This is a genomic window from Delftia sp. K82, from assembly GCF_002193035.1.
Taxonomy (GTDB): domain Bacteria; phylum Pseudomonadota; class Gammaproteobacteria; order Burkholderiales; family Burkholderiaceae_C; genus Comamonas; species Comamonas acidovorans.
In genome coordinates this window covers 480,287-500,279 of sequence record NZ_MYFL01000001.1, presented here as the reverse complement: position 1 = coordinate 500,279, position 19,993 = coordinate 480,287, and the positions used below count along the sequence as shown (strand labels likewise).

Here is a 19,993-nt window from a genome sequence, read left to right as displayed (position 1 = left end):
TTCAGTGTCCTCCGGTGCCCAGATAGGCTTCGATCACCTTGTCGTTCTTCTGCACCTCGGCCGGCGTGCCTTCGGCGATGGGCTTGCCATAGTCCAGCACGGTGACGCGATCACACAGGCCCATGACCAGCTTCACGTCGTGTTCGATCAGCAAGATGGTGCGCTGGTCCCGGCGGATGCGGTCGATCAGCTCGCGCAGCTGCACTTTCTCGGTGGCGTTCATGCCGGCGGCAGGCTCGTCCAGCGCGATCAGTTGCGGGTCGGTGGCCAGCGCCCGCGCGATCTCCAGGCGGCGCTGGTCGCCGTAGCTCAGCGTGCGGGCCTTGAAGTCGGCGTATTTGGAAATCCCCACGTAGTCCAGCAGTTCGCGGGCCCGCGCGCGGATCGCGGCTTCCTCGGCCTTGAAGCCTGGCGTGCGGAACACCGCGCCGATCAGGCCCGAATGCGTGCGCACATGGCGCCCGACCATCACGTTCTCCAGCGCCGTCATCTCGGCAAACAGCCGGATGTTCTGGAAGGTGCGCGCAATGCCGGCCTTGGCCACCTTGTGCACGGCCGAGGGCTCGTAGGCCTTGCCGGCCAGTTCGAAGCTGCCGCTGTCGGGCGTGTACAGGCCCGTGATCACGTTGAAGAAAGTGGTCTTGCCCGCGCCGTTGGGACCGATCAGGCCGTAGACCTGGCCACGGCCAATGGTCATGCCCACATCGGACAGGGCCTGCAGTCCGCCAAAGCGCTTGGAAATGCCCGAAACCCTGAGCACCGGGGAGGTGGAGCCGTTGTCTGCCGTGTTCGCCATCTGCGTTGTCTCCATGCTCAGGACTGGTGCGGCAGGTTCTTGCCATGCTCGGGCGACGGCCACAGGCCCCGCGGACGCATCAGCATGATGACGATCATGGCCAGCGCGATCAGCAACTGGCGCAGGATGGAGGCGTCAAGCCGCCCGTCGGTCATCTGCTGCAGAGGCCCGGCCACATAGCGCAGCACCTCGGGCAGGGCCGACAGCAGCACCGCCCCCAGGATCACGCCCGGCAAATGGCCCAGGCCGCCGAGCACCACCATGGCCACGATCATGATGGACTCCATGAGGCTGAACGACTCGGGCGAGACGAAGCCCTGGAAGGCCGCGAACATGGCGCCCGAGACACCACCGAAGGAAGCGCCCATGCCGAAGGCCAGCAGCTTCATGTTGCGCGTGTTGATGCCCATGGCCTTGGCGGCGATCTCGTCCTCGCGGATAGCCATCCAGGCGCGGCCGATGCGCGAGTCCTGCAAGCGCCAGCAGATCACGATGCTGACGAGCACCAGGAAGAGGAACAGGTAGTAGTACAGCGTGACCGAGCTGATGTCGTAGCCGAAGATCTCCTGGCGCTTGGCCAGGTCCAGGCCCAGAATCTTCACCGAGTCGATCTGGCCTATGCCCTTGGGGCCGTTGGTGATGTTGACCGGCTGGTCCAGGTTGTTCATGAAGATGCGGATGATCTCGCCGAAGCCCAGCGTGACGATGGCCAGGTAGTCCCCGCGCAGCTTGAGCACCGGGATGCCCAGCAGTATTCCCGTGATGCCCGCCAGCAGCGCCGCCAGCGGTATCACCAGCCAGATGGAGGTATGCAGCCCGTCAGGGAACATGGCGGCAAAGCCCTCGAAGGTCTCCGCCAGATGCGGCGAGGCCATCAGCGCGAACATGTAGGCGCCCACGGCGTAGAAGGCCACGTAGCCCAGGTCCAGCAGGCCTGCATAGCCCACCACCACGTTCAGGCCCAGTGCCAGCAGCACATAGAGCAGGGCCAGGTCGGCGATGCGCACCCAGGCATTGCCGAAGTACTGCAGCACCAGCGGCAGCACCATCAGCGCCAGGCCGCCCAGAATCCATTGCACGGTCTTCTTGCTGTTCATGCGGGTCTCCTCAGGCGCGGTCGGCCACACGCTCACCCAGCAGGCCCGAGGGGCGCAGCGTCAGGATGATGATGAGCACGATGAAGGCGAAGATGTCGGTGTAGTGGCTGCCCAATACGCCGCCCGTGAGGTCGCCGATGTAGCCCGAGCCTATGGACTCGATCAGCCCCAGCAGCATGGCGCCGACCACGGCGCCGGCCAGGTTGCCGATGCCGCCGAACACGGCCGCCGTGAAGGCCTTGAGCCCCGGCAGAAAGCCCATGGTGTGGTGGGCCGTGCCGTAGTTGGAGGCGTACATGATGCCCGCGATGGCCGCCAGCACGGCGCCGATGATGAAGGTGGCCGAGATCACCACGTCGGGCTTGACGCCCATCAAGGCCGCCACGCGCGGATTCTCGGCCGTGGCCCGCATGGCCCGCCCGAGCTTGGTGTAGTTGACCAGATAGGTCAGCGATGCCAGCGCGATCGCCGTGACCACCAGCACCAGGATCTGGGTGGGCGTGATCACCGCCGTGCCGATCTCGAAGGGCGTGCTCGGCAGCAGCGTGGGATAGGCCTTGTAGTTGGGCTTCCAGATGATCATGGCCAGCGTCTGCAGCAGCAGCGAGACGCCGATGGCCGTGATCAGCGGCGCCAGGCGCGGACTGCTGCGCAGGCGGCGGTAGGCCACTTTCTCGATCACGAAATTCAGTGCCGCGGCCACCACGCAGGCGATCACGGTCGCCAGCAGCAGGATCAGCCAGCCCGGCGCACCGGGCATGGCCTCCTGCATCAGGCCTATGCAGCTCCAGCTGGTCAGCGCGCCGACCATGAGCACCTCGCCATGGGCGAAGTTGATGAGCTGGATGATGCCGTACACCATGGTGTAGCCCAGGGCGATCAGGGCGTACATGCTGCCCAGGACCAATCCGTTGATGACCTGCTGAAGCAGTATGTCCATATGCGCTCTCCCCTTTAGTCCAGGATGGAGACATTCAGCGTGCCTCGCATCCAAACGAACGGAGCCAGCAATGCCATGGTGGTGGAAGCTCTCCCGCCGCATCCTGGCTTGTGGCCCGGAAACCGCAGGGGATTGGCGATTCTAGGCACCCCCCGGTGGCCTGCAACGCCTTGTTGCAGGGGGGTTTCCCGAGGCTTTACAAGCCACGTGCTCTTATGTAGCACTGCAGCAATTTGCCGTAGCCAGCATGAACTCCTACCATCAGCGGCAGTGCCGCCAGCCAGCGGTGGCCACGGAGAACCCCGATGAAATACCACGGCAGCTGCCACTGCGGCGGCATCGCTTTCGATGTGGAAGGCGAACTCACCCAGGCCATGGCCTGCAACTGCTCCATCTGCGCACGCAAGGGCGCGCTCATGTGGTTCGTTCCCCGCGAACAGCTGCAGCTGCAGACGCCCGATGAACAGATGCGGACCTACACCTTCAACCGGCACCTGATCCAGCACCGCTTCTGCCCGACCTGCGGCATCCATCCGTTCGGCGAGGCCATCGATCCCCAGGGCCGGCACATGGCGGCCGTCAACGTGCGCTGCCTGGAAGGCGTGGACCCCGAGGCGCTGCGCATCACGCGCTACGACGGGCGATCGGCCTGAGGCTGGCTGCAGGCCCGCAGCGCTTGTTCCTCCACATCGCGCAGGCGGTCCTTGCCGAAGTAGATCTCGTCGCCAACAAAAAAGGTGGGCGATCCGAAAGCGCCACGGTGGAAGGCCTGCTCGGTATTTGCCAGCAGCCGCGCCTTGACTTCGGGCGTCTGGCTTGCGGCGATCAGGGCTGGGGCGTCCAGGCCCGCCCCGGACAGCTCGGTGCCGATCACCTGGGCATCGTCCATCTTGCAGCCCTTCTCCCACATGCTGGAGAACACCGCATCCACATAACGCTCGAAGCAGCCCAGGCCCTGCGCCGCCACGGCCCCGCGCATGATCTGCAGGGTGTTGACGGGAAAGTGCGGATTCATCCGGAAGCGCGTGAGCCCATGCCTTTGCACGAAACGCTGCAGTTCCAGCGCCTCATAGGCGCGCTTGTTGGGAATGTCGGCATTCGCCTCGGCCGGTGAGCGGTTGTTGGCCAGCTTGAACAGGCCGCCCAGCAGGACCGGCACATAGTCGAAGCGGATGCCGCTGCGCGCCTCGATTGCGGGGATGACCTGGTGGCAGAGATAGGCGTTGGGGCTGCCGAAGTCGAAGAGGAATTGCACGTTGGGTTTCATGGCACGGCCTGCATCAAATGGGATGGAACATCGAAGCGAAGGGGCTGAAGCGGCTGAAGGGACGCAAATGGCTGAAGGGCCTACCAGGACTCCATCCAGGGGCGGATTTCGGTTTCATGCGTCCAGGCATCGCGCGGCTGCTGGTGCAGTTGCCAGTAGAGGTCGGCGATGTGGTCGGGATTGAGGATGCCGTCCTGCTGCTTGAGGGCATAGCGCTCGGGAAAGTTGCTCCGGATGAACTCCGTGTCGATGGCGCCGTCGATCACGGGGTGGGCCACATGGATGCCCTTGGGCCAGAGCTCGCGCGCCATGCTCTGGGCCAGCGCGCGCAGGCCGTGCTTGGCGCCGGCAAACGCCGCAAAGCCCTCGCGCCCGCGCAGGCTGGCAGTGGCGCCCGTGAAGATGATGGTGCCCCGGCCGCGCGGCAGCATCACCCTGGCCGCCTCCCGCCCCATCAGGAAGCCGGCGAAGCAGGCCATCTCCCAGACCTTGAAGTAGACGCGCGCCGTGGTTTCGGTGATGCCAAAGCGCACGTTGGCGCCGATGTTGAAGACGGCGACCTCGATGGGTGCGATCTCGGCCTCGATCTTCTGCACCAGGGCCACCATTTCCTCTTCCTTGCGCGCGTCGCTGCCAAAACCATGGGCTTCACCCCCTGCAGCGCGGATCTGCTCGACCAGCGGCTGGAGTTTGTCGGCATCGCGGCGGGTGACGCAGGCGATATAGCCTTCGCGCGCAAAACGCCGGGCAATCGCCCCGCCCGTGGCGTCACCGGCACCGATGACGAGGATGGCTTTCTTGTCGGTCATGGAATCTCCGTGGATGAAGAAGTCAGTTCATTTTTTGAACTTTATGCACGGTAGGTTTAAAATCTGAACCCGTCAAGCGGGGAACTGCCCAATGAAATGGAACGAACTGGAAGAGGAGCGCTGCTCCATCGCACGCACGGTCTCGGTCATCGGTGACCGCTGGACGCTGCTGGTGCTGCGCGACTGCTTTCTGGGAGTGCGCCGCTTCGATGAATTCCTGGGGCGCCTGGGCATTTCACGCCCCATGCTGTCGGACAGGCTGGCCAGGCTGGTCGAGGCCGGCGTGCTCAAGAAGGTGGCCTACCAGGAGGCGCCGGTACGGCACGAGTACCGCCTCACGCCCAAGGGGCTGGACCTGCATCCCGTGGTCATGGCCATCGTGCACTGGGGCGATGTACACATGTCCGGCGAGGAAGGCCGGCCCTTGCTGCACCGGCATACGGTGTGCGGCCACACGTTCGACCCCCTGGTCGTCTGCTCGGAGTGCCACGCCCCCCTGCACGCGCGGGACGTGGCGGTGGAGCCCGGCCCGGGCGCCTAGCCCCGGCACCGGCCTGCCCTCACCGGCTTCGGCTATGCGCCGCCAGCCTCTTCGTCCCACTTGCGCAGCACGGCCAGCTTCTCGCCGATCTTGATCTCCAGGCCCCGCGGCACGGGCTGGTACCAGCCCGGCTCCGCAATGCCTTCGGGCAGATAGGTCTCTCCGGCCGCGTAGGCGTTGGGCTCATCGTGCGCGTAGCGGTATTCATGGCCGTAGCCCAGCTCCTTCATGAGCTTGGTGGGCGCGTTGCGCAGGTGCACGGGCACCTCGCGGCTCCTGTCCTGCTTCACGAAGGCCCGGGCCTTGTTGTAGGCGTTGTAGCCGGCGTTGCTCTTGGCGGCCATGGCCAGGTAGATGACGGCCTGGCCCAGCGCCAGCTCGCCTTCGGGGCTGCCCAGGCGCTCATAGGTCAGGGCTGCGTCGTTGGCGATCTGCATGGCGCGCGGGTCGGCCAGGCCGATATCCTCCCAGGCCATGCGCACGATGCGCCGCGACAGGTAGCGCGCATCGGCGCCGCCATCGAGCATGCGCGTGAGCCAGTACAGCGCCGCATCGGGATGGGAGCCGCGCACGGACTTGTGCAGGGCCGAGATCTGGTCGTAGAAGTTGTCGCCGCCCTTGTCGAAGCGCCTGGCATTCAAGGTCAGCGCGTTCTGCACGAACTCGGCATCGATCCGCGTGACGCCCGCAGCGCCGGCCGCCGTCTGGCATTGCTCCAGCAGGTTCAGGAACCGCCGGGCATCGCCATCGGCATAGCCGACGATGGTGTCCCGCGCCAGGTCGTCGAACTCCAGGCCGCCCAGGGCCTTTTCCTGCGCCCGCAGCAGCAGTTGCCTGAGTTCATCGTCGGTCAGGGATTGCAGCACATAGACCTGCGCGCGCGACAGCAGTGCCGAATTCACCTCGAAGGAAGGGTTCTCCGTGGTGGCGCCGATGAAGGTGACCAGCCCGCTTTCCGCATAGGGCAGCAGCGCATCCTGCTGGGACTTGTTGAAGCGGTGGATCTCGTCCACGAAGAGGATGGTGTGCCGGCCCATGGCCAGGTTCTGCTGCGCCTGCTCCATGGCCGCGCGGATGTCCTTGACCCCGGAGAACACCGCAGACAGCGCGATGAACTCGCACTTGAAGGCCGTGGCCGTGAGCCGTGCCAGCGTGGTCTTGCCCACGCCGGGTGGCCCCCAGAAGATCATGGAATGCGGCTTGCCTGACTGGAAGGCCAGGCGCAGCGGCTTGCCCTCGCCCAGCAGATGGGACTGGCCCACGACCTCGTCCAGGGTCTTGGGCCGCAGGGCTTCGGCCAGTGGTGCGGAGGGCTCCTGGGTGAACAGATCAGCCATGGGCCAGCTCCGTCGCAGGCAGCGCCGCGCAGAAGGCGCTCGGCAGCCCATGTGCCGGATTCGCTGCCGAGGGGAACAGATGCAGTTGCAAAACCATGACGCCATTGTCCACGCCATAGCGGCAGCGGGTGCGCCAGCCCCTGATGCCTGTACCTGGCCGCGGGGGATGAAGCCATGGATCGCCAGCTGGGATCCTGGACATCGCCTGCAGGCATGTCACTCACATGACATGAATGGTTTGCATGCATCTCATTAAGAGCAATCACTGACATTTTTCACCCGCTTCGGGCCACCGCCCTAAAATGCTGCCCTTTGCGGAGCCGGCCGCGCGGCATGCGCGGCCATCGGGCCTGCGCCATTGCTGCCCCATCCGCTCCGCGCCTCCCACCGTTTCCGGAACTGCCTGCCATGCGGCAAGGCGGGACCTTTTCATTTCTGCATCCATGCAAACACTCAAGACCCGGGACCTTATCGCCCTAGGCTTCATGACCTTTGCGCTGTTCCTCGGCGCGGGCAACATCATCTTTCCGCCCATGGTCGGCCAGGGCGCCGGCGAGCACGCGGCCGCTGCGGCCACGGGCTTTCTGCTCACGGGCGTGGGCCTGCCGCTGCTCACCGTGGTGGCGCTGGCGCGCGTGGGCGGCGGGCTCGATGCGCTGACCTCGCCCGTGGGCCGCAAGGCCGGCATGGTGCTGGGCCTGCTGATCTATCTCATCCTCGGCCCGCTGTTTGCCACGCCGCGCACGGCCACCGTGTCGTTCGAGATGGGCTTTGCGCCCTTCGTGGGCCACAGCAGCACTGCGCTGTTCATCTACTCGGCGGTGTACTTTGTGCTGGTCATGGGCCTGTCCCTGTTCCCCGGCAAGCTGATCGACACCATCGGCAAGCTGATCACGCCCGTGCTGATCCTGGCCCTGGTAGTGCTGGGTGCCGCCGCCGTGCTCCTGCCGGCCGGTGCCGCCACCAGCGCCAGCGGCGACTACCTGGTCGCGCCCCTGACCGAAGGGTTTCTGGAGGGCTACCAGACCATGGACGCGCTGGGCGCCCTGGCCTTCGGCATCGTCATCGTCAACGCCATCCGGGACCGGGGCATCTCCCACACCGGGCTGCAGACGCGCTACGCCATCATCGCGGGCGTGATCGCGGCCGTGGGCCTGGGCCTGGTGTATCTGTCGCTGATCCATCTGGGTGCCACCAGCCAGTCCATCGCCCCGCAGGCGCAGACCGGTGTGCTCATCCTCACGCGCTATGTGGATCACACCTTCGGCCCCATCGGCAGCCTGCTGCTGGCCGTGGTGATTTCCCTGGCCTGCCTGACCACGGCCGTGGGCCTGGTCAGCGCCTGTGGCGCCTACTTCAGCGAGATGCTGCGCCTGCCCTACCGCGCGGTGGTGGTGGCCATTGGGCTGGCGTGCATCCTGGTGTCCAACCAGGGCCTGGCCCAGCTGATCGCCCTGTCCGGCCCCGTGCTGGTGGGCATTTATCCGCTGGCCATCGCCCTGGTGGTGTTGAGCCTGCTGTCAGGCCTGTGGCGCAATGCGCAGCGCGTGTTCGCGCCGGTGCTGGCCGTGGCGCTGGTGTTCGGTCTTGTCGATGCCGCCAAGGCGGCCGGCTGGCAGGACTGGCTGCCGGCCTTCCTGAACAGCCTGCCGGGCAACGGCATGGGCTGGGCCCTGCCCGTGGCAGCCACCCTGGTGCTGGCGGCGCTCCACGACCGGCTGCGCCCGGCCCCGGCCACCGCGTTCAGGCCGTCCTGAAACGCGCCATGAGTTCGACCAGCTGATGGGCCTGCTTGCGCAGGCTCTCGGCGGCCGAACTGGTCTGCTCCACCAGCGCGGCGTTCTGCTGGGTCCCCTCCTCGATGCGGACGATGGCGCTGTTGACGTGGCTCACGCCAGCGCTCTGTTCGCCGCTGGAGTGGCTGATGGCGCCGATCATGCGCGAGACCTTGGCAATCACCTCCTGCACCGAGGCCATGGTCGCACCCGCGCTGTCCACCTCCTCGGCCCCCAGGGCCACGCGCTGGGCGTTGGCCTGGATCAGGTCACGGATTTCCCGCGCCGCGCCCGAGCTGCGCTGGGCCAGCGTGCGGACCTCGGCGGCGACCACGGCAAAGCCCCGGCCCTGTTCGCCGGCCCGTGCGGCCTCCACGGCCGCATTGAGCGCAAGAATATTGGTCTGGAACGCAATGCCGTCGATCACCTCGATGATGCTGACCACGCGCTCGGACGCATCCTGGATGCTGCGCATGGTGCCCACGACGGCAGAGATGGCATCGCCACCGCGCGTGGCGATGTCGCTGGCGGACGAAGCCAGCAGGTTGGCCTTCTCTGCGTGATCGGCATTGCCGCGCACGGTGGAGTCGAGCTGGTCCATGGACGAAGCCGTCATCTGCAGGGCCGATGCCTGCTGCTCGGTGCGCTGGGCCAGGTCGCTGTTGCCCGCCGCGATCTGCGAGCTGGCGGATGCCACCTGCTCCGCATTGCCGCGCACTTCCACGACGATGCTGCGCAACTGCTCCTGCATGGCGCCCAGCGCCCGCAGCAGCTGGCCCAGTTCGTCTGGCCCGCCGCTCGCTATGGCATTGGTCAGATGGCCCTGGGCCACCTTCTCGGCCAGTTGGACCGCGCTGCGCAGCGGTGCCACCACGGCACGGGTGATGAGCCAGCCAATGGCCACGCCGGCCACGGCCGCCACCAGCATCAGCACCAGGCTCAGCTCAGTGGCGTGCTTGCCGCTGCTGTAGGCATCGTCGGCCACCGCCTTGCTCTGCGCCGCAATGCCGGCCTTGAGCTGGGAAAGCAGCTCGGCCGGCTCGCGGTCCACGCCGCGCACGGCCATGTCGCCTACTGAGGGGTCGAAGCCCGTGGCCTCGAATTTGTCCAGCCCCACGCGGTAGCCTTCGGCCATCTTGCGGTGCTGCGCCACAAAGCCCTGGGCGATCTCGCGCAGGGAGGCATCGTCCACCAGGGCCAGCAAGGCCGAGGTCTTGTCCTGCACGGCGCGCTCATCGGCCAGAAAGCCCTTCCAGTGCTGCTCGCGCAGCGCGTTGTCCGAGCCGCGCAGCAGCACGTTCTTCCATTCCTGGACCTGGGTTTTGAAGTGGCCTTCCACCTCGGCGGCGAGGCGTTCCGCCGCCATGTGGCGCTGGACATCGCCGTGAAAGACGCCTAGGGATCGATGGGCCGACCAGAGTCCGAAGAATCCGGCAGCGAGGGTGAATAGCAGCGCCATGGCAATGGCGAGCGGCAACTTGCGACTGAGGTTCATAAAGGCATGCGAGAGCCGGCCAGCATGTCCTCGGAGGGACGTCGAAACAATCGCTGGCCGCAGGCCGCCATTGTCTCGACGATATTAGGCAAAACCATTACAAAACCTCACAAACTGCGCACTGCAGCCTGTGACCGGCCTGGATGGTTGCCCCGCGCGGCAGCGCGGCTTACTGCTTGAGCACGTCGGCGCCCGCTGGCACCTTGAAATCGAAAGTCGAGGCCGGCAGGGATGCCTGGGTCTGCAGCTGGCTGAAGCGGATCAGCGAACGCTGGCCAAAGCTGTCGAGGATGTCCAGCGCCGAAAGCTGGCCATCGGCCGCAAAGCCCACGCGCACGCTCTTGAGCTGGCCGTTCTTGTCCTTGGGACTGGCCTGGACCCATTGCAGGCCATCCTGCTCGGGCGCGGATTGCAGATCGAAGTCGGCGCTCAACGCCTTGAGATCGTTGGCCGACGCCAGGATGGCGGCCGGCGTGCTGCCCAGGGCCTGGGCCTGGGGGCGCTGCGTGACCTGGTTGAGGTCGGCGTCATAGAGCCACAGCGTCTTGCCGTCGGCGACGATGGTCTGCTCGAACGGCTTGGTGTAGACGAACCTGAACTTGCCGGGACGCTGGAATTCGAACTGGCCGCTGGAGTTCTTGGTGCGCGGCGGCTGGCCATCCTTGGACGGGGCCGTGACGGCCTGGGTGAATTCGGCGCGGCCGGCCTGGGAATTCTTCATGAAGGCTTCCAGGCTCTTGAGGCCATCGGCCCACGAGGCCGTCGCGCTTGCCGCGATCACAACTGCAGTCAACAGACGTTTCATTCTTTCTCCATGATTGCGGGGAAGCGGGCTCATTCCCCGGCGCGCGCGGGCACCAGCACTTCGCGCTGCCCGCTGGCCGTGAGACCGCTGACGAGGCCCGCCTTTTCCATATCTTCCAACAGGCGCGCCGAGCGGTTGTAACCAATCCTGAGCTTGCGCTGCACATACGAGATGCTGGCCTTGCGGTCCTTGAGGACCACTTCCACGGCCTGGTCGTACATGGGGTCCTTCTCGCCGTTGCCGCCGTCGCCGGACTCCGAGCCGAACTCGCTGTCGCCCTCGGCCGTGCCGCCTTCGAGCACGCCTTCGATGTAGTCTGCCTCGCCCTGCTCCTTGAGGTAGCCCACCACGCGGTGCACTTCCTCGTCCGACACGAAGGCGCCGTGCACGCGCACGGGCAGGCCCGTGCCGCTGGCCATGTAGAGCATGTCGCCCATGCCCAGCAGGGATTCGGCGCCCATCTGGTCAAGCACGGTGCGGCTGTCGATCTTGCTGCTGACCTGGAAGGCGATGCGCGTGGGGATGTTGGCCTTGATCAGGCCGGTGATCACGTCCACGCTGGGGCGCTGGGTGGCCAGGATCAGGTGGATGCCGGCCGCGCGGGCCTTCTGGGCCAGGCGCGCGATCAGCTCCTCGATCTTCTTGCCGACCACCATCATCAGGTCGGCCAGCTCGTCGATGACGATGACGATGTGCGGCAGGCGCTGCAGCGGCTCGGGCTCCTCGGGCGTGAGGCTGAAGGGGTTGGGAATGGATTCCTCGCGCGCCTTGGCCTCGTCGATCTTGGCGTTGTAGCCCGCCAGATTGCGCACGCCCAGCTTGCTCATGAGCTTGTAGCGGCGCTCCATCTCGGCCACGCACCAGTTCAGGCCATTGGCAGCCTGCTTCATGTCGGTGACCACGGGGCACAGCAGGTGAGGAATGCCTTCGTAGACCGACATTTCCAGCATCTTGGGGTCGATCATCAGCAGGCGCACATCGCGGGCCTCGGCCTTGTACAGCAGCGACAGGATCATGGCGTTGATCCCCACCGACTTGCCTGAACCCGTGGTGCCGGCCACCAGCACGTGCGGCATCTTGGCCAGATCGGCCACGACCGGATTGCCCACGATGTCCTTGCCCAGGCCCATGGTCAGCATGCTCTTGGCGTCGTGGTAGACCTGCGAGCCCAGCACCTCGGACAGGCGGATGGACTGGCGCTTGGCATTGGGCAGCTCCAGCGCCATGAAATTCTTGCCGGGAATCGTCTCGATCACGCGGATGGACACCAGGGACAGCGAGCGCGCCAGATCCTTGGCCAGGTTCACGATCTGCGAGCCCTTAACGCCCGTGGCCGGCTCGATCTCGTAGCGGGTGATCACGGGGCCGGGCATGGCGGCGACCACATGCACATCGACACCAAAGTCCTTGAGGCGCTTTTCGATCAGCCGGCTGGTCATCTCCAGCGTTTCGGGCGAGACGCTTTCCTGGCGCTGCTGCGCCGCATCGAGCAGATCCACCTGGGGCAGCTTGCTGTCGGGCAGTTCGGAGAACAGGGGCTTCTGGCGCTCCTTGACCACGCGCATGCTGGGTATCGCAGCCTCCTGGAGCACGGGTTCGATGATCTGCACGGGCTGCGGGTGCTGCACGGCGCTTTCCGTGCGCTCTTCCTGCACCACTTCCTCGCGCTCGCGCGCAGCGCGGCGGCCTGCGGCTTCGTCCCGGGCCTTTTCACGGCGCGCAAAAAGAAAGAGCACCCAGCCGTCCAGGCGTGCGCCCATGGATTCGGCCAGATGACCCCAGGAAAAGCGGAACACCATGGCCAGGCCGATCACGGCCACGCAGATGCCGATCAGGCCCGAGCCCATGAAGCCCAGCCACTGCAGGCTGTGGTACCCCAGCATGTAGCCGAAGACGCCGCCGGCCGGGCCGGGCAGCACGCTCTCGAAGCGGTACAGGCGCGTCCACTCCAGTGCGCAGCTCGCACCCAGCAGCAGCAGCAGCCCGCCCCAAAAGCGCAGGCGCCGGCGCCACAGGGGCGGCAGTGGCACACCGTCGCGCGGCACGCCGCCGCGCAGCCAGCGCGCAAAGGAAGACAGCCAGGTCTGCAGCGAGGCCAGCACCAGCCACCAGACCGACATGCCGAAACCGAAATAGCAGGCGTCGGCCAGCCACGCTCCGACGCGGCCCATCCAGTTGGCGACCAGGCGCGCGTGTCCCGCCCCGGAGGTGGACCACGCTGGATCCTGGGGCGAGTAGCTGAGCATGGAGGCAAGCCAGAACACCAGGGCCAGCAGCCCCGCCAGCAGCAGCATTTCGTGGCCGAAGCGCGCCACCATGCCGGGGCGCGCCGCAGACCTGGATTTGCCCTTGGCGGATGTGGAAGCGTTCAGAGCGTTCAATGAGTAAGTCATACGCAGGCGGGAGCTTACCCCAGCCCCCTCGGACTGGCCGCAAAAACAGCCAGGGCGACCCGCAAGCGTAATGCAAGCACTTGCAACAGAGCATGACACCGCCGCATGACGGCGCCACGTCGATCATTTTTGACAATCCGGGCCATTGATCCATATGGCAACGGGAACCTGACTGCGGAGCGATACTCCACAGCTGTTCCCGATGTATCTTTTTTTCTGCACGCCGACTGCCGGCGTGCGCCTTTTTCAAGAACTGCATCCATGTCTTCTACCCAACACGCCAAAGTCCTGATCCTCGGCTCCGGCCCTGCCGGCTACACGGCCGCCATCTATGCCGCGCGCGCCAACCTCAACCCGCTGCTGGTGACCGGCATGGCCCAGGGCGGCCAGCTGATGACGACGACCGAGGTGGACAACTGGCCTGCAGACGTGAACGGCGTGCAGGGCCCCGAGCTGATGCAGCGTTTTCTGGAGCACGCAGAGCGCTTCAAGACCCAGGTGGTGTTCGACCACATCCACAGCGTCGATTTCTCCAAGCGCCCCTTCACGCTGACCGGCGACTCCGGCACCTATACCTGCGACAGCCTGATCATCGCCACCGGCGCCTCGGCCAAGTACCTGGGCCTGCCCTCCGAAGAGGCCTTCATGGGCCGCGGCGTCTCCGGCTGCGCCACCTGCGACGGTTTCTTCTACCGTGAGCAGCCCGTGTGCGTGGTCGGCGGCGGCAACACGGCCGTCGAGGAAGCCCTGTACCTGTCCAACATCGCCAGCAAGGTCACCCTGGTGCACCGCCGCGACAAGTTCAAGGCCGAGCCCATCCTCGTGGACAAGCTCATGGACAAGGTCCGGGCCGGCAAGATCGAGCTCAAGACCCACTTCGTGCTCGAAGAGGTGCTGGGCGACCAGTCCGGCGTGACCGGCATCCGCATCAAGAGCACCCAGGACGGCCATGCCGAGGACATCCAGCTGCAGGGCTGCTTCATTGCCATCGGCCATGCGCCCAACACCGAGATCTTCAAGGGCCACCTGGAGATGGACGAGACCGGCTACATCATCACCCAGGGCGGCCTCAAGGGCTTTGCCACGCAGACCAGCGTGCCCGGCGTGTTCGCGGCCGGCGACGTGCAGGACCATGTCTACCGCCAGGCCATCACCAGCGCAGGCACGGGCTGCATGGCCGCGCTGGACGCCCAGCGCTTCCTCGAACAGGAATAAGCAGGACGCCACCCCGCCCGCCCTGCTCTCCCGCAGGGCGGCAAAAGCCCCTGGCTGCAGCCGTGTTTGGCTGGCCCAGGGGCTTTTCTGATGGAGGCGCTATAATCCGTGGCTTTGCTGAATTTGAAGCGCGCCTTGCTTGCATGGCCAGGACACTTTCAGCATGGGGTTACCGCCACCCTTTATGGCGAGGTGAGGTTGCCGGCAAGCCATGCAGCAAATGCAGGGCATCAGCGTCGGCGGCTGTACAACTATCGGAGTGTCCTCATGGCACGCGTATGTGAAGTAACGGGCAAGAAGCCCATGGTGGGAAACAACGTTTCCCACGCCAACAACAAGACCAAGCGTCGTTTCCTGCCCAACCTGCAATACCGCCGTTTCTGGGTTGAGAGCGAAAACCGTTGGGTGCGCCTGCGCGTTTCCAGCGCTGCTCTGCGCCTGATCGACAAGAACGGTATCGACTCCGTGCTCGCAGACCTGCGTGCCCGTGGCCAAGCCTAAATCCCTCAAGGAGAAACACCATGGCTGCTAAAGGCGGACGCGAAAAGATCAAGCTGGAATCCACTGCAGGAACCGGCCACTTCTACACCACGACCAAGAACAAGAAGACAATGCCCGAGAAGATGGCGATCATGAAGTTTGATCCCAAGGCTCGCAAGCACGTCACGTACAAGGAAATCAAGCTGAAGTAATTCAGCCTGTTCCCGGTACCGACAAAAAACCGCCCGGCGCAAGCCCGGCGGTTTTTTTGCGTCCGCTTTGTGTTGGCTTTGTGCTCGCTTTCCGTCTGTTTTTCGTCTGTTTTTCGCCTGTCACCCACTGCGCGCCGGCTGACCCAGCTGCGCACAGGCCATGGCACCCAGCTCGCGGCAGGCCTGCTCGATCACGGCATCCACCGGCAGGGTGCAGCCCAGGCGCATGCAGTGCTCGTAGCGCCCCGAGTTCGAGAACATGCTGCCCGGCGCCGTGCGGATGCCGCGCGCCAGCGCCTGCGTGAACAGCGCGGACGTGGACACGCCAGCCGGAAACTCCAGCCACAGGCTGAGCCCGCCGGGCGGCAGGCTCAGCCGCGTGCCCAGCGGGAAAAACCGCGCCACCAGCTGCGCCATGCCTTCACGCTGGCGCCGCAACTGCTGCTTGAGGCGCTGCAGATTGCGCAGATGCGCGGGCGAGCCCACGCAGGCGGCCGCCAGCAACTGGGCAAGGGTCTGGGTGCCCCGGCTGCGCGCGAACTTGAGCATCTGCACCCGGCCATGCCACTGGCCAGCGTTCATCCAGCCCTGGCGCAGGCCCGGCGCCATGCTCTTGTTGAAGGCCTCGCAATAGATGACATGGCCCGGCAGGCGATCCCAGGCCTTGACGGGGCGCACGGGCTGGCTGCTTTCCACGAACAGTCCATAGGAGTCGTCCTCGATCAATGCCACGCCGTGGGCGCCGCACAGATCGACCAGCCTGGCCTTGTGCTCATCGGGAATGCGCGTACCCAGCGGCATCTGCAGCTCGGGTACGACCACCACGGCCTTCAGGCGCGGCTGGGTCTGCAGGGCCAGCTCCAGCGCCTCGATGGACAGGCCGGTGCGCGGGCTGCAGGGAATCTCCAGCGCCTGCATCTGCAAGGACTCCACCACCTGCAGCAGGCCGTAGTAGGTCGGCGACTCCACGGCCACCACGTCGCCGGGCGAGGCCACGGCGGCCAGCGCCAGGCTCACGGCCTCGGAATTGCCCGTGGTCGCCAGCACATCGGCCGGTGCCACATGGATGCCCGCCGCCAGCGCGCGCCGCGCCATGGCGCGCTGGAAATCGGGGTGGCTGCCCATCATGGAGCGCCCCAGCACCAGCAGGTCGGGCTGCTCGCGCAGCAGCCGGGCGGCGGTCTGGTTCAGGTAGCCGCGATCGAACAGTTCGGGCGGCGGCGTGGCACCGCCCAGGTCCACGCGCACGTCGGCCTGGCGGCCGCGCTCCAGCATCAGCGATATGTGCTCATTGATGCCTGCAAAGTGCTGCTGCGGCAAAGGCTGCACAGGCTGGCTCAAATCCGGCTCGCTGGCAGGCGCCAGGCCTGCAGGCCGGGCATCGCGCACAAAGTAGCCCACGCGCGGGCGGGCTTCGAGCTGGCCCAAGTCTTCCAGATGCCGCAGCGTCTGCAGCGCCGTGGACAGGCTGACCTCATGGCGGCGCATCAGCTCGCGCACGGAAGGCATGCGCTCGCCCGCCTTGAGCGTGCCCAGTTCCATGGCCAGGCTGTAGTCGGCCGCCAGGCGGCGGTACAGGGTCGGAGAGGCGCTAGCAAGGGTCATGGAACAGGTCGAGAACGAATCGGGGACGAGAGGACTTGCCCGCGATCTTGCCGCAAGGCGCTGTTACGCAACAGATACAGATCCATCGACCACAAAGCAGAACAGATCCACCACCATCTGCACTGCTGCGATGCAACAAGCCGCGGGCTGTGCCTGTGCCGATGAAGGCCGCCTGCCTACGCTTGAGGGCCTGGAATCACAGGACACAGACCATGCACAACGCCGACACCCGCTCCTTCGAACTGCGCCATCTTGCCCCCGGCCACGATCTTCACCTGCATGTGCTGGAGGGCAGTGAACTGTTCTGCCGCAACGGCCCGCTGGAAATCACCGCCCCGCAACAGGCCTGGGCGGATGGGGTGCCCGCGCCGGCCCTCAGGCTGCAGCCGGGCCAGGGCTGGCGTGCGGGCGCCGATCTGCAGATACGGGTCCGCTCCTTGTCCCAGGCCATGGCAAGCCTGGAACTGCGGCAGAGCCCCACAGCAAAAAGCCGCATCGCCTCCGAAGAGGGGATGCGGCCCCGGGCATGGTCGGTTGCCGGCTGGCTTCGCGGCCTCAGGCGTGGGCAGCGCGCAGCTTGACGGAAAACTCCTTGAGCGCGGCAATGCCGCTGGCCTCGGCGCGATGGCACCAGGCCTGCAGATGGGCCGTCAGTTGCTCGCGCGACAGCGAGGTGTTCAGCCACAGCTGGCGCAGCTCCTCGCGCATGACCAGCATCTGGTCGAGCACGGGGTGGGCTGCGCGTGCCTGGGCCAGTTGCCCCTGCGCCTGGGCGGGCACCTTGTCGGCATCGCGGTGCAGCCAGCGGCGCGCCGTCTTGAGCAGGGACAGGTCGGCCTGCCGGGCCTTGCGCTGCTTGAGCGCATCGAGCTCGATCTGCACGGCGGCGCGCACGCCGCGCGCATAGCGGGCCATGACCTCGTAGCGGTTGGCGATCACGGCCTCCAGAGTCTTTTCGTCGGCCACGGGCTTGACGGCGCCCATGACCAGCCGAGGCGCCGTCTTCTTGACCTTGGCCCAACCCAGCTTCTGCATGGCGTTGATGTAGACCCAGCCCACGTCAAACTCATAGCGCTTGACCGAGAACTTCGCCGAGGTCGGGTAGGTATGGTGGTTGTTGTGCAGTTCCTCGCCGCCAATGATCAGGCCCCAGGGCACGAGGTTGGTGCTGGCATCCTGGGCTTCGAAGTTGCGGTAGCCCCAGAAATGGCCCAGGCCGTTGACCACGCCGGCAGCCCAGAACGGAATCCAGGCCATCTGCACGGCCCAGATCGTCAGCCCGATGGCACCGAACAGCAGCACATTGATGATCAGCATCAGCGAAGGGCCCCAGATCGAATGCCGGCTGTAGAGATGGCGCTCGATCCAGTCGTCGGGCGTGCCGTGGCCGAACTTACTGAGTGTCTCGGCGTTCGCCGCCTCTTCGCGGTACAGCTCCGCACCCTGGCGCATCACGGTGTCCAGGCCACGTGTCTGCGGGCTGTGGGGGTCGTCCTCGGTTTCGCACTTGGCGTGGTGCTTGCGGTGGATGGCCACCCACTCCCTGGTGACCATGCCCGTGCCCAGCCACAGCCAGAAACGGAAGAAGTGCGAAGGAACTGGCCCCAGGTCCAGCGAGCGGTGGGCCTGGCAGCGGTGCAGGAAAATGGTGACGCCCGCAATGGTGATGTGGGTGGTGACCAGGGCGTACAGCAGCAGCTGCCACCACGACAGCTGCCACAGGCCATGGGCCATCCAATCCACGGCGAGGTTCCAAACCGATCCGAAATCCAGCGACATAACCGAAGCCTTTGGCAAGGCGGCGCCCAGTGGCACCGATGCCTCAATTTTAGGCGATGCGCCCACAAAGGCATTCGGCAATCTCCTGCGATTTACAGCTTATTGCGTCTGCAAGTTACGGCTTCCGGGTCCAAACGGCGGCAAAAAAGCCATCCGTCTCATGGCGCTGCGGCCACAGGCGCAGGTACTGCGTGCCGGTCTCGCCGCCGCTGCACAGCGCATCGCCCTGCTCCACCTTGAGCTGGGCCAGCAGTTCGCCGGCATCCATGGCCACGAAGTCAGAGTGCTCCGCTGCAAAGGCTTCGGCAATGGCTTCATTTTCCTGGGGCAGGACCGAACAGGTGGCATACACCAGGCGCCCACCCGGCTTGACCAGGCGCGCTGCACTGGCCAGGATGGCCGCCTGCTTTTGCGTGAGCTCCTCGATGGCCTTGGCCGACTGGCGCCACTTGAGGTCGGGATTGCGGCGCAGCGTGCCCAGGCCCGAGCAGGGCGCATCGACCAGCACGCGGTCGATCTTTCCGGCCAGGCGCTTGACGCGGTCGTCGCGCTCATGGGCGATGGCCGCGGGGTGCACATTCGACAGGCCCGAGCGCGCCAGGCGCGGCTTCAGGGCTTCGAGCCGGTGGCCGGACACATCGAAGGCGTACAGGCGCCCCGTGCTGCGCATGGAGGCGCCAATGGCCAGGGTCTTGCCGCCTGCGCCGGCGCAGAAATCGACCACCATTTCGCCGCGCTTGGCGTCCAGCATCAGCGCCAGCAGTTGGGAGCCTTCATCCTGCACCTCGATGGCGCCGCGCGTGAAGGCGTCCAGCCGGGCCAGCGCAGGCTTGCCCTGCACGCGCAGGCCCCAGGGCGAGTACGGCGTGGCTTCGGCGGCGATGCCGGCATCGGCCAGTTCCTTTTGCACATCGGCGCGCTTGGCGTTCAGCGCATTGACGCGCAGATCCAGCGGTGCGGCCTGCTCCATGCTCTGGGCAAAGGCCCAGAAATCTTCGCCCAGCTGCTGCTTGAGCGGTGCGACCAGCCACTCGGGCAGGTTGTGGCGGTGCGGCTCCATCAGCTCATCGGGGCGCACGGCATCGCAGGCGTCCAGCCATTGCAGTTCCTGAGGGGACAGCGCCGCGCGCGCAAAGCCGAGCGCCTCCTTGACACCCTGCTCGGACTTGCCGGCCACGCGGGCCAGGGCTTCCTGGCTATGGGTAAAACCCAGGATGGCCAGCCTGCGCTCGCGCGAGCCGCTGCCAGAACGTGCCAGGCTCTCAAAAAGCAGCTTCTTGCGCAGCACGGTGTAGGCGGTTTCGGCCAACGCGGCACGCTCGCGCGGGCCCAGGTTGCGGTTTTCACGGAAAAAGCGTGACACCACGGCGTCGGCCGGGTGTTCGAAAGTCAGGGTGCGCTTGACCAGTTCGGCGCAGGCGTCGAGAAGCTGTTTGGGATGCATGGG

General features: G+C 66.0%; 19 protein-coding genes. 7 read left to right on the top strand and 12 right to left on the bottom strand.

Annotation, left to right across the window (positions count from 1 at the left end; genetic code table 11):
• Nucleotide 1 precedes the first annotated feature (1 nt).
• The 3 genes from KDK82_RS02180 to KDK82_RS02170 are packed head-to-tail and all read right to left on the bottom strand — an operon-like array spanning nt 2 to nt 2,833.
• On the bottom strand, nt 2-796 hold the full coding sequence (locus tag KDK82_RS02180; RefSeq protein ID WP_012207150.1) for an ABC transporter ATP-binding protein: 795 nt from the start codon (nt 794-796) through the stop codon (nt 2-4).
• A gap of 17 nt (nt 797-813) precedes the next feature.
• On the bottom strand, nt 814-1,893 hold the full coding sequence (locus tag KDK82_RS02175) for an ABC transporter ATP-binding protein (RefSeq protein WP_013800924.1): 1,080 nt from the start codon (nt 1,891-1,893) through the stop codon (nt 814-816).
• Nucleotides 1,894-1,903: 10 nt separating this feature from the next.
• The gene (locus KDK82_RS02170; protein WP_012207152.1) at nt 1,904-2,833 is read right to left on the bottom strand and encodes a branched-chain amino acid ABC transporter permease; all 930 of its coding nucleotides are present in this window, start codon (nt 2,831-2,833) and stop codon (nt 1,904-1,906) included.
• Between the two features lie 305 nt (nt 2,834-3,138).
• Here KDK82_RS02170 and KDK82_RS02165 point away from each other — a divergent pair, with 305 nt between their 5' ends.
• The gene (locus tag KDK82_RS02165; RefSeq protein ID WP_013800923.1) at nt 3,139-3,486 is read left to right on the top strand and encodes a GFA family protein; all 348 of its coding nucleotides are present in this window, start codon (nt 3,139-3,141) and stop codon (nt 3,484-3,486) included.
• Here the strand turns inward: KDK82_RS02165 and KDK82_RS02160 are convergent.
• Both KDK82_RS02160 and KDK82_RS02155 read right to left on the bottom strand, forming a co-directional pair.
• Complete coding sequence (locus tag KDK82_RS02160) at nt 3,465-4,100, bottom strand: 2-hydroxychromene-2-carboxylate isomerase (RefSeq protein WP_065345604.1); 636 nt, start codon at nt 4,098-4,100, stop codon at nt 3,465-3,467. The two genes, KDK82_RS02165 and KDK82_RS02160, sit on opposite strands and share 22 nt — an antisense overlap.
• 80 nt (nt 4,101-4,180) lie before the next feature.
• Nucleotides 4,181-4,909 (bottom strand): SDR family oxidoreductase, encoded by a 729-nt coding sequence (locus KDK82_RS02155; RefSeq protein WP_088163930.1) that lies wholly within the window; start codon nt 4,907-4,909, stop codon nt 4,181-4,183.
• A gap of 91 nt (nt 4,910-5,000) precedes the next feature.
• On the opposite strand from KDK82_RS02155, the gene KDK82_RS02150 reads away from it, so the two are divergent.
• Entirely contained in the window at nt 5,001-5,450 is a 450-nt protein-coding gene (locus tag KDK82_RS02150; RefSeq protein WP_043825062.1) for a helix-turn-helix domain-containing protein, read from the top strand.
• Between the two features lie 32 nt (nt 5,451-5,482).
• Here the strand turns inward: KDK82_RS02150 and KDK82_RS02145 are convergent, their stop codons facing one another.
• On the bottom strand, nt 5,483-6,787 hold the full coding sequence (locus KDK82_RS02145; RefSeq protein WP_012207157.1) for a replication-associated recombination protein A: 1,305 nt from the start codon (nt 6,785-6,787) through the stop codon (nt 5,483-5,485).
• A gap of 443 nt (nt 6,788-7,230) precedes the next feature.
• On the opposite strand from KDK82_RS02145, the gene brnQ reads away from it, so the two are divergent.
• Entirely contained in the window at nt 7,231-8,544 is a 1,314-nt protein-coding gene (brnQ, locus tag KDK82_RS02140; protein WP_013800919.1) for a branched-chain amino acid transport system II carrier protein, read from the top strand.
• On the opposite strand, the gene KDK82_RS02135 is transcribed toward brnQ, so the two are convergent.
• From KDK82_RS02135 to KDK82_RS02125, 3 genes are all read right to left on the bottom strand, one after another.
• Complete coding sequence (locus tag KDK82_RS02135) at nt 8,531-10,057, bottom strand: methyl-accepting chemotaxis protein (RefSeq protein ID WP_088163929.1); 1,527 nt, start codon at nt 10,055-10,057, stop codon at nt 8,531-8,533. The two genes, brnQ and KDK82_RS02135, sit on opposite strands and share 14 nt — an antisense overlap.
• Before the next feature lie 169 nt (nt 10,058-10,226).
• Complete coding sequence (gene lolA / locus KDK82_RS02130; RefSeq protein ID WP_043825056.1) at nt 10,227-10,862, bottom strand: outer membrane lipoprotein chaperone LolA; 636 nt, start codon at nt 10,860-10,862, stop codon at nt 10,227-10,229.
• Nucleotides 10,863-10,891: 29 nt separating this feature from the next.
• Complete coding sequence (locus KDK82_RS02125) at nt 10,892-13,255, bottom strand: DNA translocase FtsK (protein WP_088163928.1); 2,364 nt, start codon at nt 13,253-13,255, stop codon at nt 10,892-10,894.
• A 261-nt stretch (nt 13,256-13,516) separates the two neighbouring features.
• On the opposite strand from KDK82_RS02125, the gene trxB reads away from it, so the two are divergent.
• The 3 genes from trxB (at nt 13,517) to rpmG (ending at nt 15,162) form a co-directional block, all read left to right on the top strand.
• Nucleotides 13,517-14,470, top strand: a complete 954-nt coding sequence (gene trxB, locus KDK82_RS02120; protein ID WP_034396780.1) for a thioredoxin-disulfide reductase — start codon at nt 13,517-13,519, stop codon at nt 14,468-14,470.
• 267 nt (nt 14,471-14,737) lie between these two features.
• Complete coding sequence (rpmB, locus tag KDK82_RS02115; RefSeq protein WP_012207163.1) at nt 14,738-14,971, top strand: 50S ribosomal protein L28; 234 nt, start codon at nt 14,738-14,740, stop codon at nt 14,969-14,971.
• A 20-nt stretch (nt 14,972-14,991) separates the two neighbouring features.
• Nucleotides 14,992-15,162 carry a 50S ribosomal protein L33 gene (rpmG, locus tag KDK82_RS02110; protein WP_012207164.1) on the top strand — a complete coding sequence of 57 codons (171 nt, stop codon included), beginning with the start codon at nt 14,992-14,994 and terminating at the stop codon, nt 15,160-15,162.
• Between the two features lie 120 nt (nt 15,163-15,282).
• Here the strand turns inward: rpmG and KDK82_RS02105 are convergent, their stop codons facing one another.
• Entirely contained in the window at nt 15,283-16,767 is a 1,485-nt protein-coding gene (locus KDK82_RS02105) for a PLP-dependent aminotransferase family protein (RefSeq protein ID WP_088163927.1), read from the bottom strand.
• A gap of 212 nt (nt 16,768-16,979) precedes the next feature.
• Here KDK82_RS02105 and KDK82_RS02100 point away from each other — a divergent pair, with 212 nt between their 5' ends.
• Nucleotides 16,980-17,348 carry a hypothetical protein gene (locus KDK82_RS02100; RefSeq protein WP_088163926.1) on the top strand — a complete coding sequence of 123 codons (369 nt, stop codon included), beginning with the start codon at nt 16,980-16,982 and terminating at the stop codon, nt 17,346-17,348.
• Here the strand turns inward: KDK82_RS02100 and KDK82_RS02095 are convergent.
• Nucleotides 17,323-18,546 carry a fatty acid desaturase gene (locus tag KDK82_RS02095; RefSeq protein WP_088163925.1) on the bottom strand — a complete coding sequence of 408 codons (1,224 nt, stop codon included), beginning with the start codon at nt 18,544-18,546 and terminating at the stop codon, nt 17,323-17,325. The genes KDK82_RS02100 and KDK82_RS02095 overlap by 26 nt on opposite strands.
• 115 nt (nt 18,547-18,661) lie before the next feature.
• Nucleotides 18,662-19,990 carry an RsmB/NOP family class I SAM-dependent RNA methyltransferase gene (locus KDK82_RS02090; protein WP_088163924.1) on the bottom strand — a complete coding sequence of 443 codons (1,329 nt, stop codon included), beginning with the start codon at nt 19,988-19,990 and terminating at the stop codon, nt 18,662-18,664.
• Nucleotides 19,991-19,993 lie beyond the last annotated feature (3 nt).

What these genes read in the sequence shown, in the direction of transcription:
- KDK82_RS02180 (WP_012207150.1), bottom strand. Translation starts at nt 796, where the DNA reads ATGGCGAACACGGCAGACAACGGCTCCACCTCCCCGGTGCTCAGGGTT.
- KDK82_RS02175 (WP_013800924.1), bottom strand. Translation starts at nt 1,893, where the DNA reads ATGAACAGCAAGAAGACCGTGCAATGGATTCTGGGCGGCCTGGCGCTG.
- KDK82_RS02170 (WP_012207152.1), bottom strand. Translation starts at nt 2,833, where the DNA reads ATGGACATACTGCTTCAGCAGGTCATCAACGGATTGGTCCTGGGCAGC.
- KDK82_RS02165 (WP_013800923.1), top strand. Translation starts at nt 3,139, where the DNA reads ATGAAATACCACGGCAGCTGCCACTGCGGCGGCATCGCTTTCGATGTG.
- KDK82_RS02160 (WP_065345604.1), bottom strand. Translation starts at nt 4,100, where the DNA reads ATGAAACCCAACGTGCAATTCCTCTTCGACTTCGGCAGCCCCAACGCC.
- KDK82_RS02155 (WP_088163930.1), bottom strand. Translation starts at nt 4,909, where the DNA reads ATGACCGACAAGAAAGCCATCCTCGTCATCGGTGCCGGTGACGCCACG.
- KDK82_RS02150 (WP_043825062.1), top strand. Translation starts at nt 5,001, where the DNA reads ATGAAATGGAACGAACTGGAAGAGGAGCGCTGCTCCATCGCACGCACG.
- KDK82_RS02145 (WP_012207157.1), bottom strand. Translation starts at nt 6,787, where the DNA reads ATGGCTGATCTGTTCACCCAGGAGCCCTCCGCACCACTGGCCGAAGCC.
- brnQ (WP_013800919.1), top strand. Translation starts at nt 7,231, where the DNA reads ATGCAAACACTCAAGACCCGGGACCTTATCGCCCTAGGCTTCATGACC.
- KDK82_RS02135 (WP_088163929.1), bottom strand. Translation starts at nt 10,057, where the DNA reads ATGAACCTCAGTCGCAAGTTGCCGCTCGCCATTGCCATGGCGCTGCTA.
- lolA (WP_043825056.1), bottom strand. Translation starts at nt 10,862, where the DNA reads ATGAAACGTCTGTTGACTGCAGTTGTGATCGCGGCAAGCGCGACGGCC.
- KDK82_RS02125 (WP_088163928.1), bottom strand. Translation starts at nt 13,255, where the DNA reads ATGACTTACTCATTGAACGCTCTGAACGCTTCCACATCCGCCAAGGGC.
- trxB (WP_034396780.1), top strand. Translation starts at nt 13,517, where the DNA reads ATGTCTTCTACCCAACACGCCAAAGTCCTGATCCTCGGCTCCGGCCCT.
- rpmB (WP_012207163.1), top strand. Translation starts at nt 14,738, where the DNA reads ATGGCACGCGTATGTGAAGTAACGGGCAAGAAGCCCATGGTGGGAAAC.
- rpmG (WP_012207164.1), top strand. Translation starts at nt 14,992, where the DNA reads ATGGCTGCTAAAGGCGGACGCGAAAAGATCAAGCTGGAATCCACTGCA.
- KDK82_RS02105 (WP_088163927.1), bottom strand. Translation starts at nt 16,767, where the DNA reads ATGACCCTTGCTAGCGCCTCTCCGACCCTGTACCGCCGCCTGGCGGCC.
- KDK82_RS02100 (WP_088163926.1), top strand. Translation starts at nt 16,980, where the DNA reads ATGCACAACGCCGACACCCGCTCCTTCGAACTGCGCCATCTTGCCCCC.
- KDK82_RS02095 (WP_088163925.1), bottom strand. Translation starts at nt 18,546, where the DNA reads ATGTCGCTGGATTTCGGATCGGTTTGGAACCTCGCCGTGGATTGGATG.
- KDK82_RS02090 (WP_088163924.1), bottom strand. Translation starts at nt 19,990, where the DNA reads ATGCATCCCAAACAGCTTCTCGACGCCTGCGCCGAACTGGTCAAGCGC.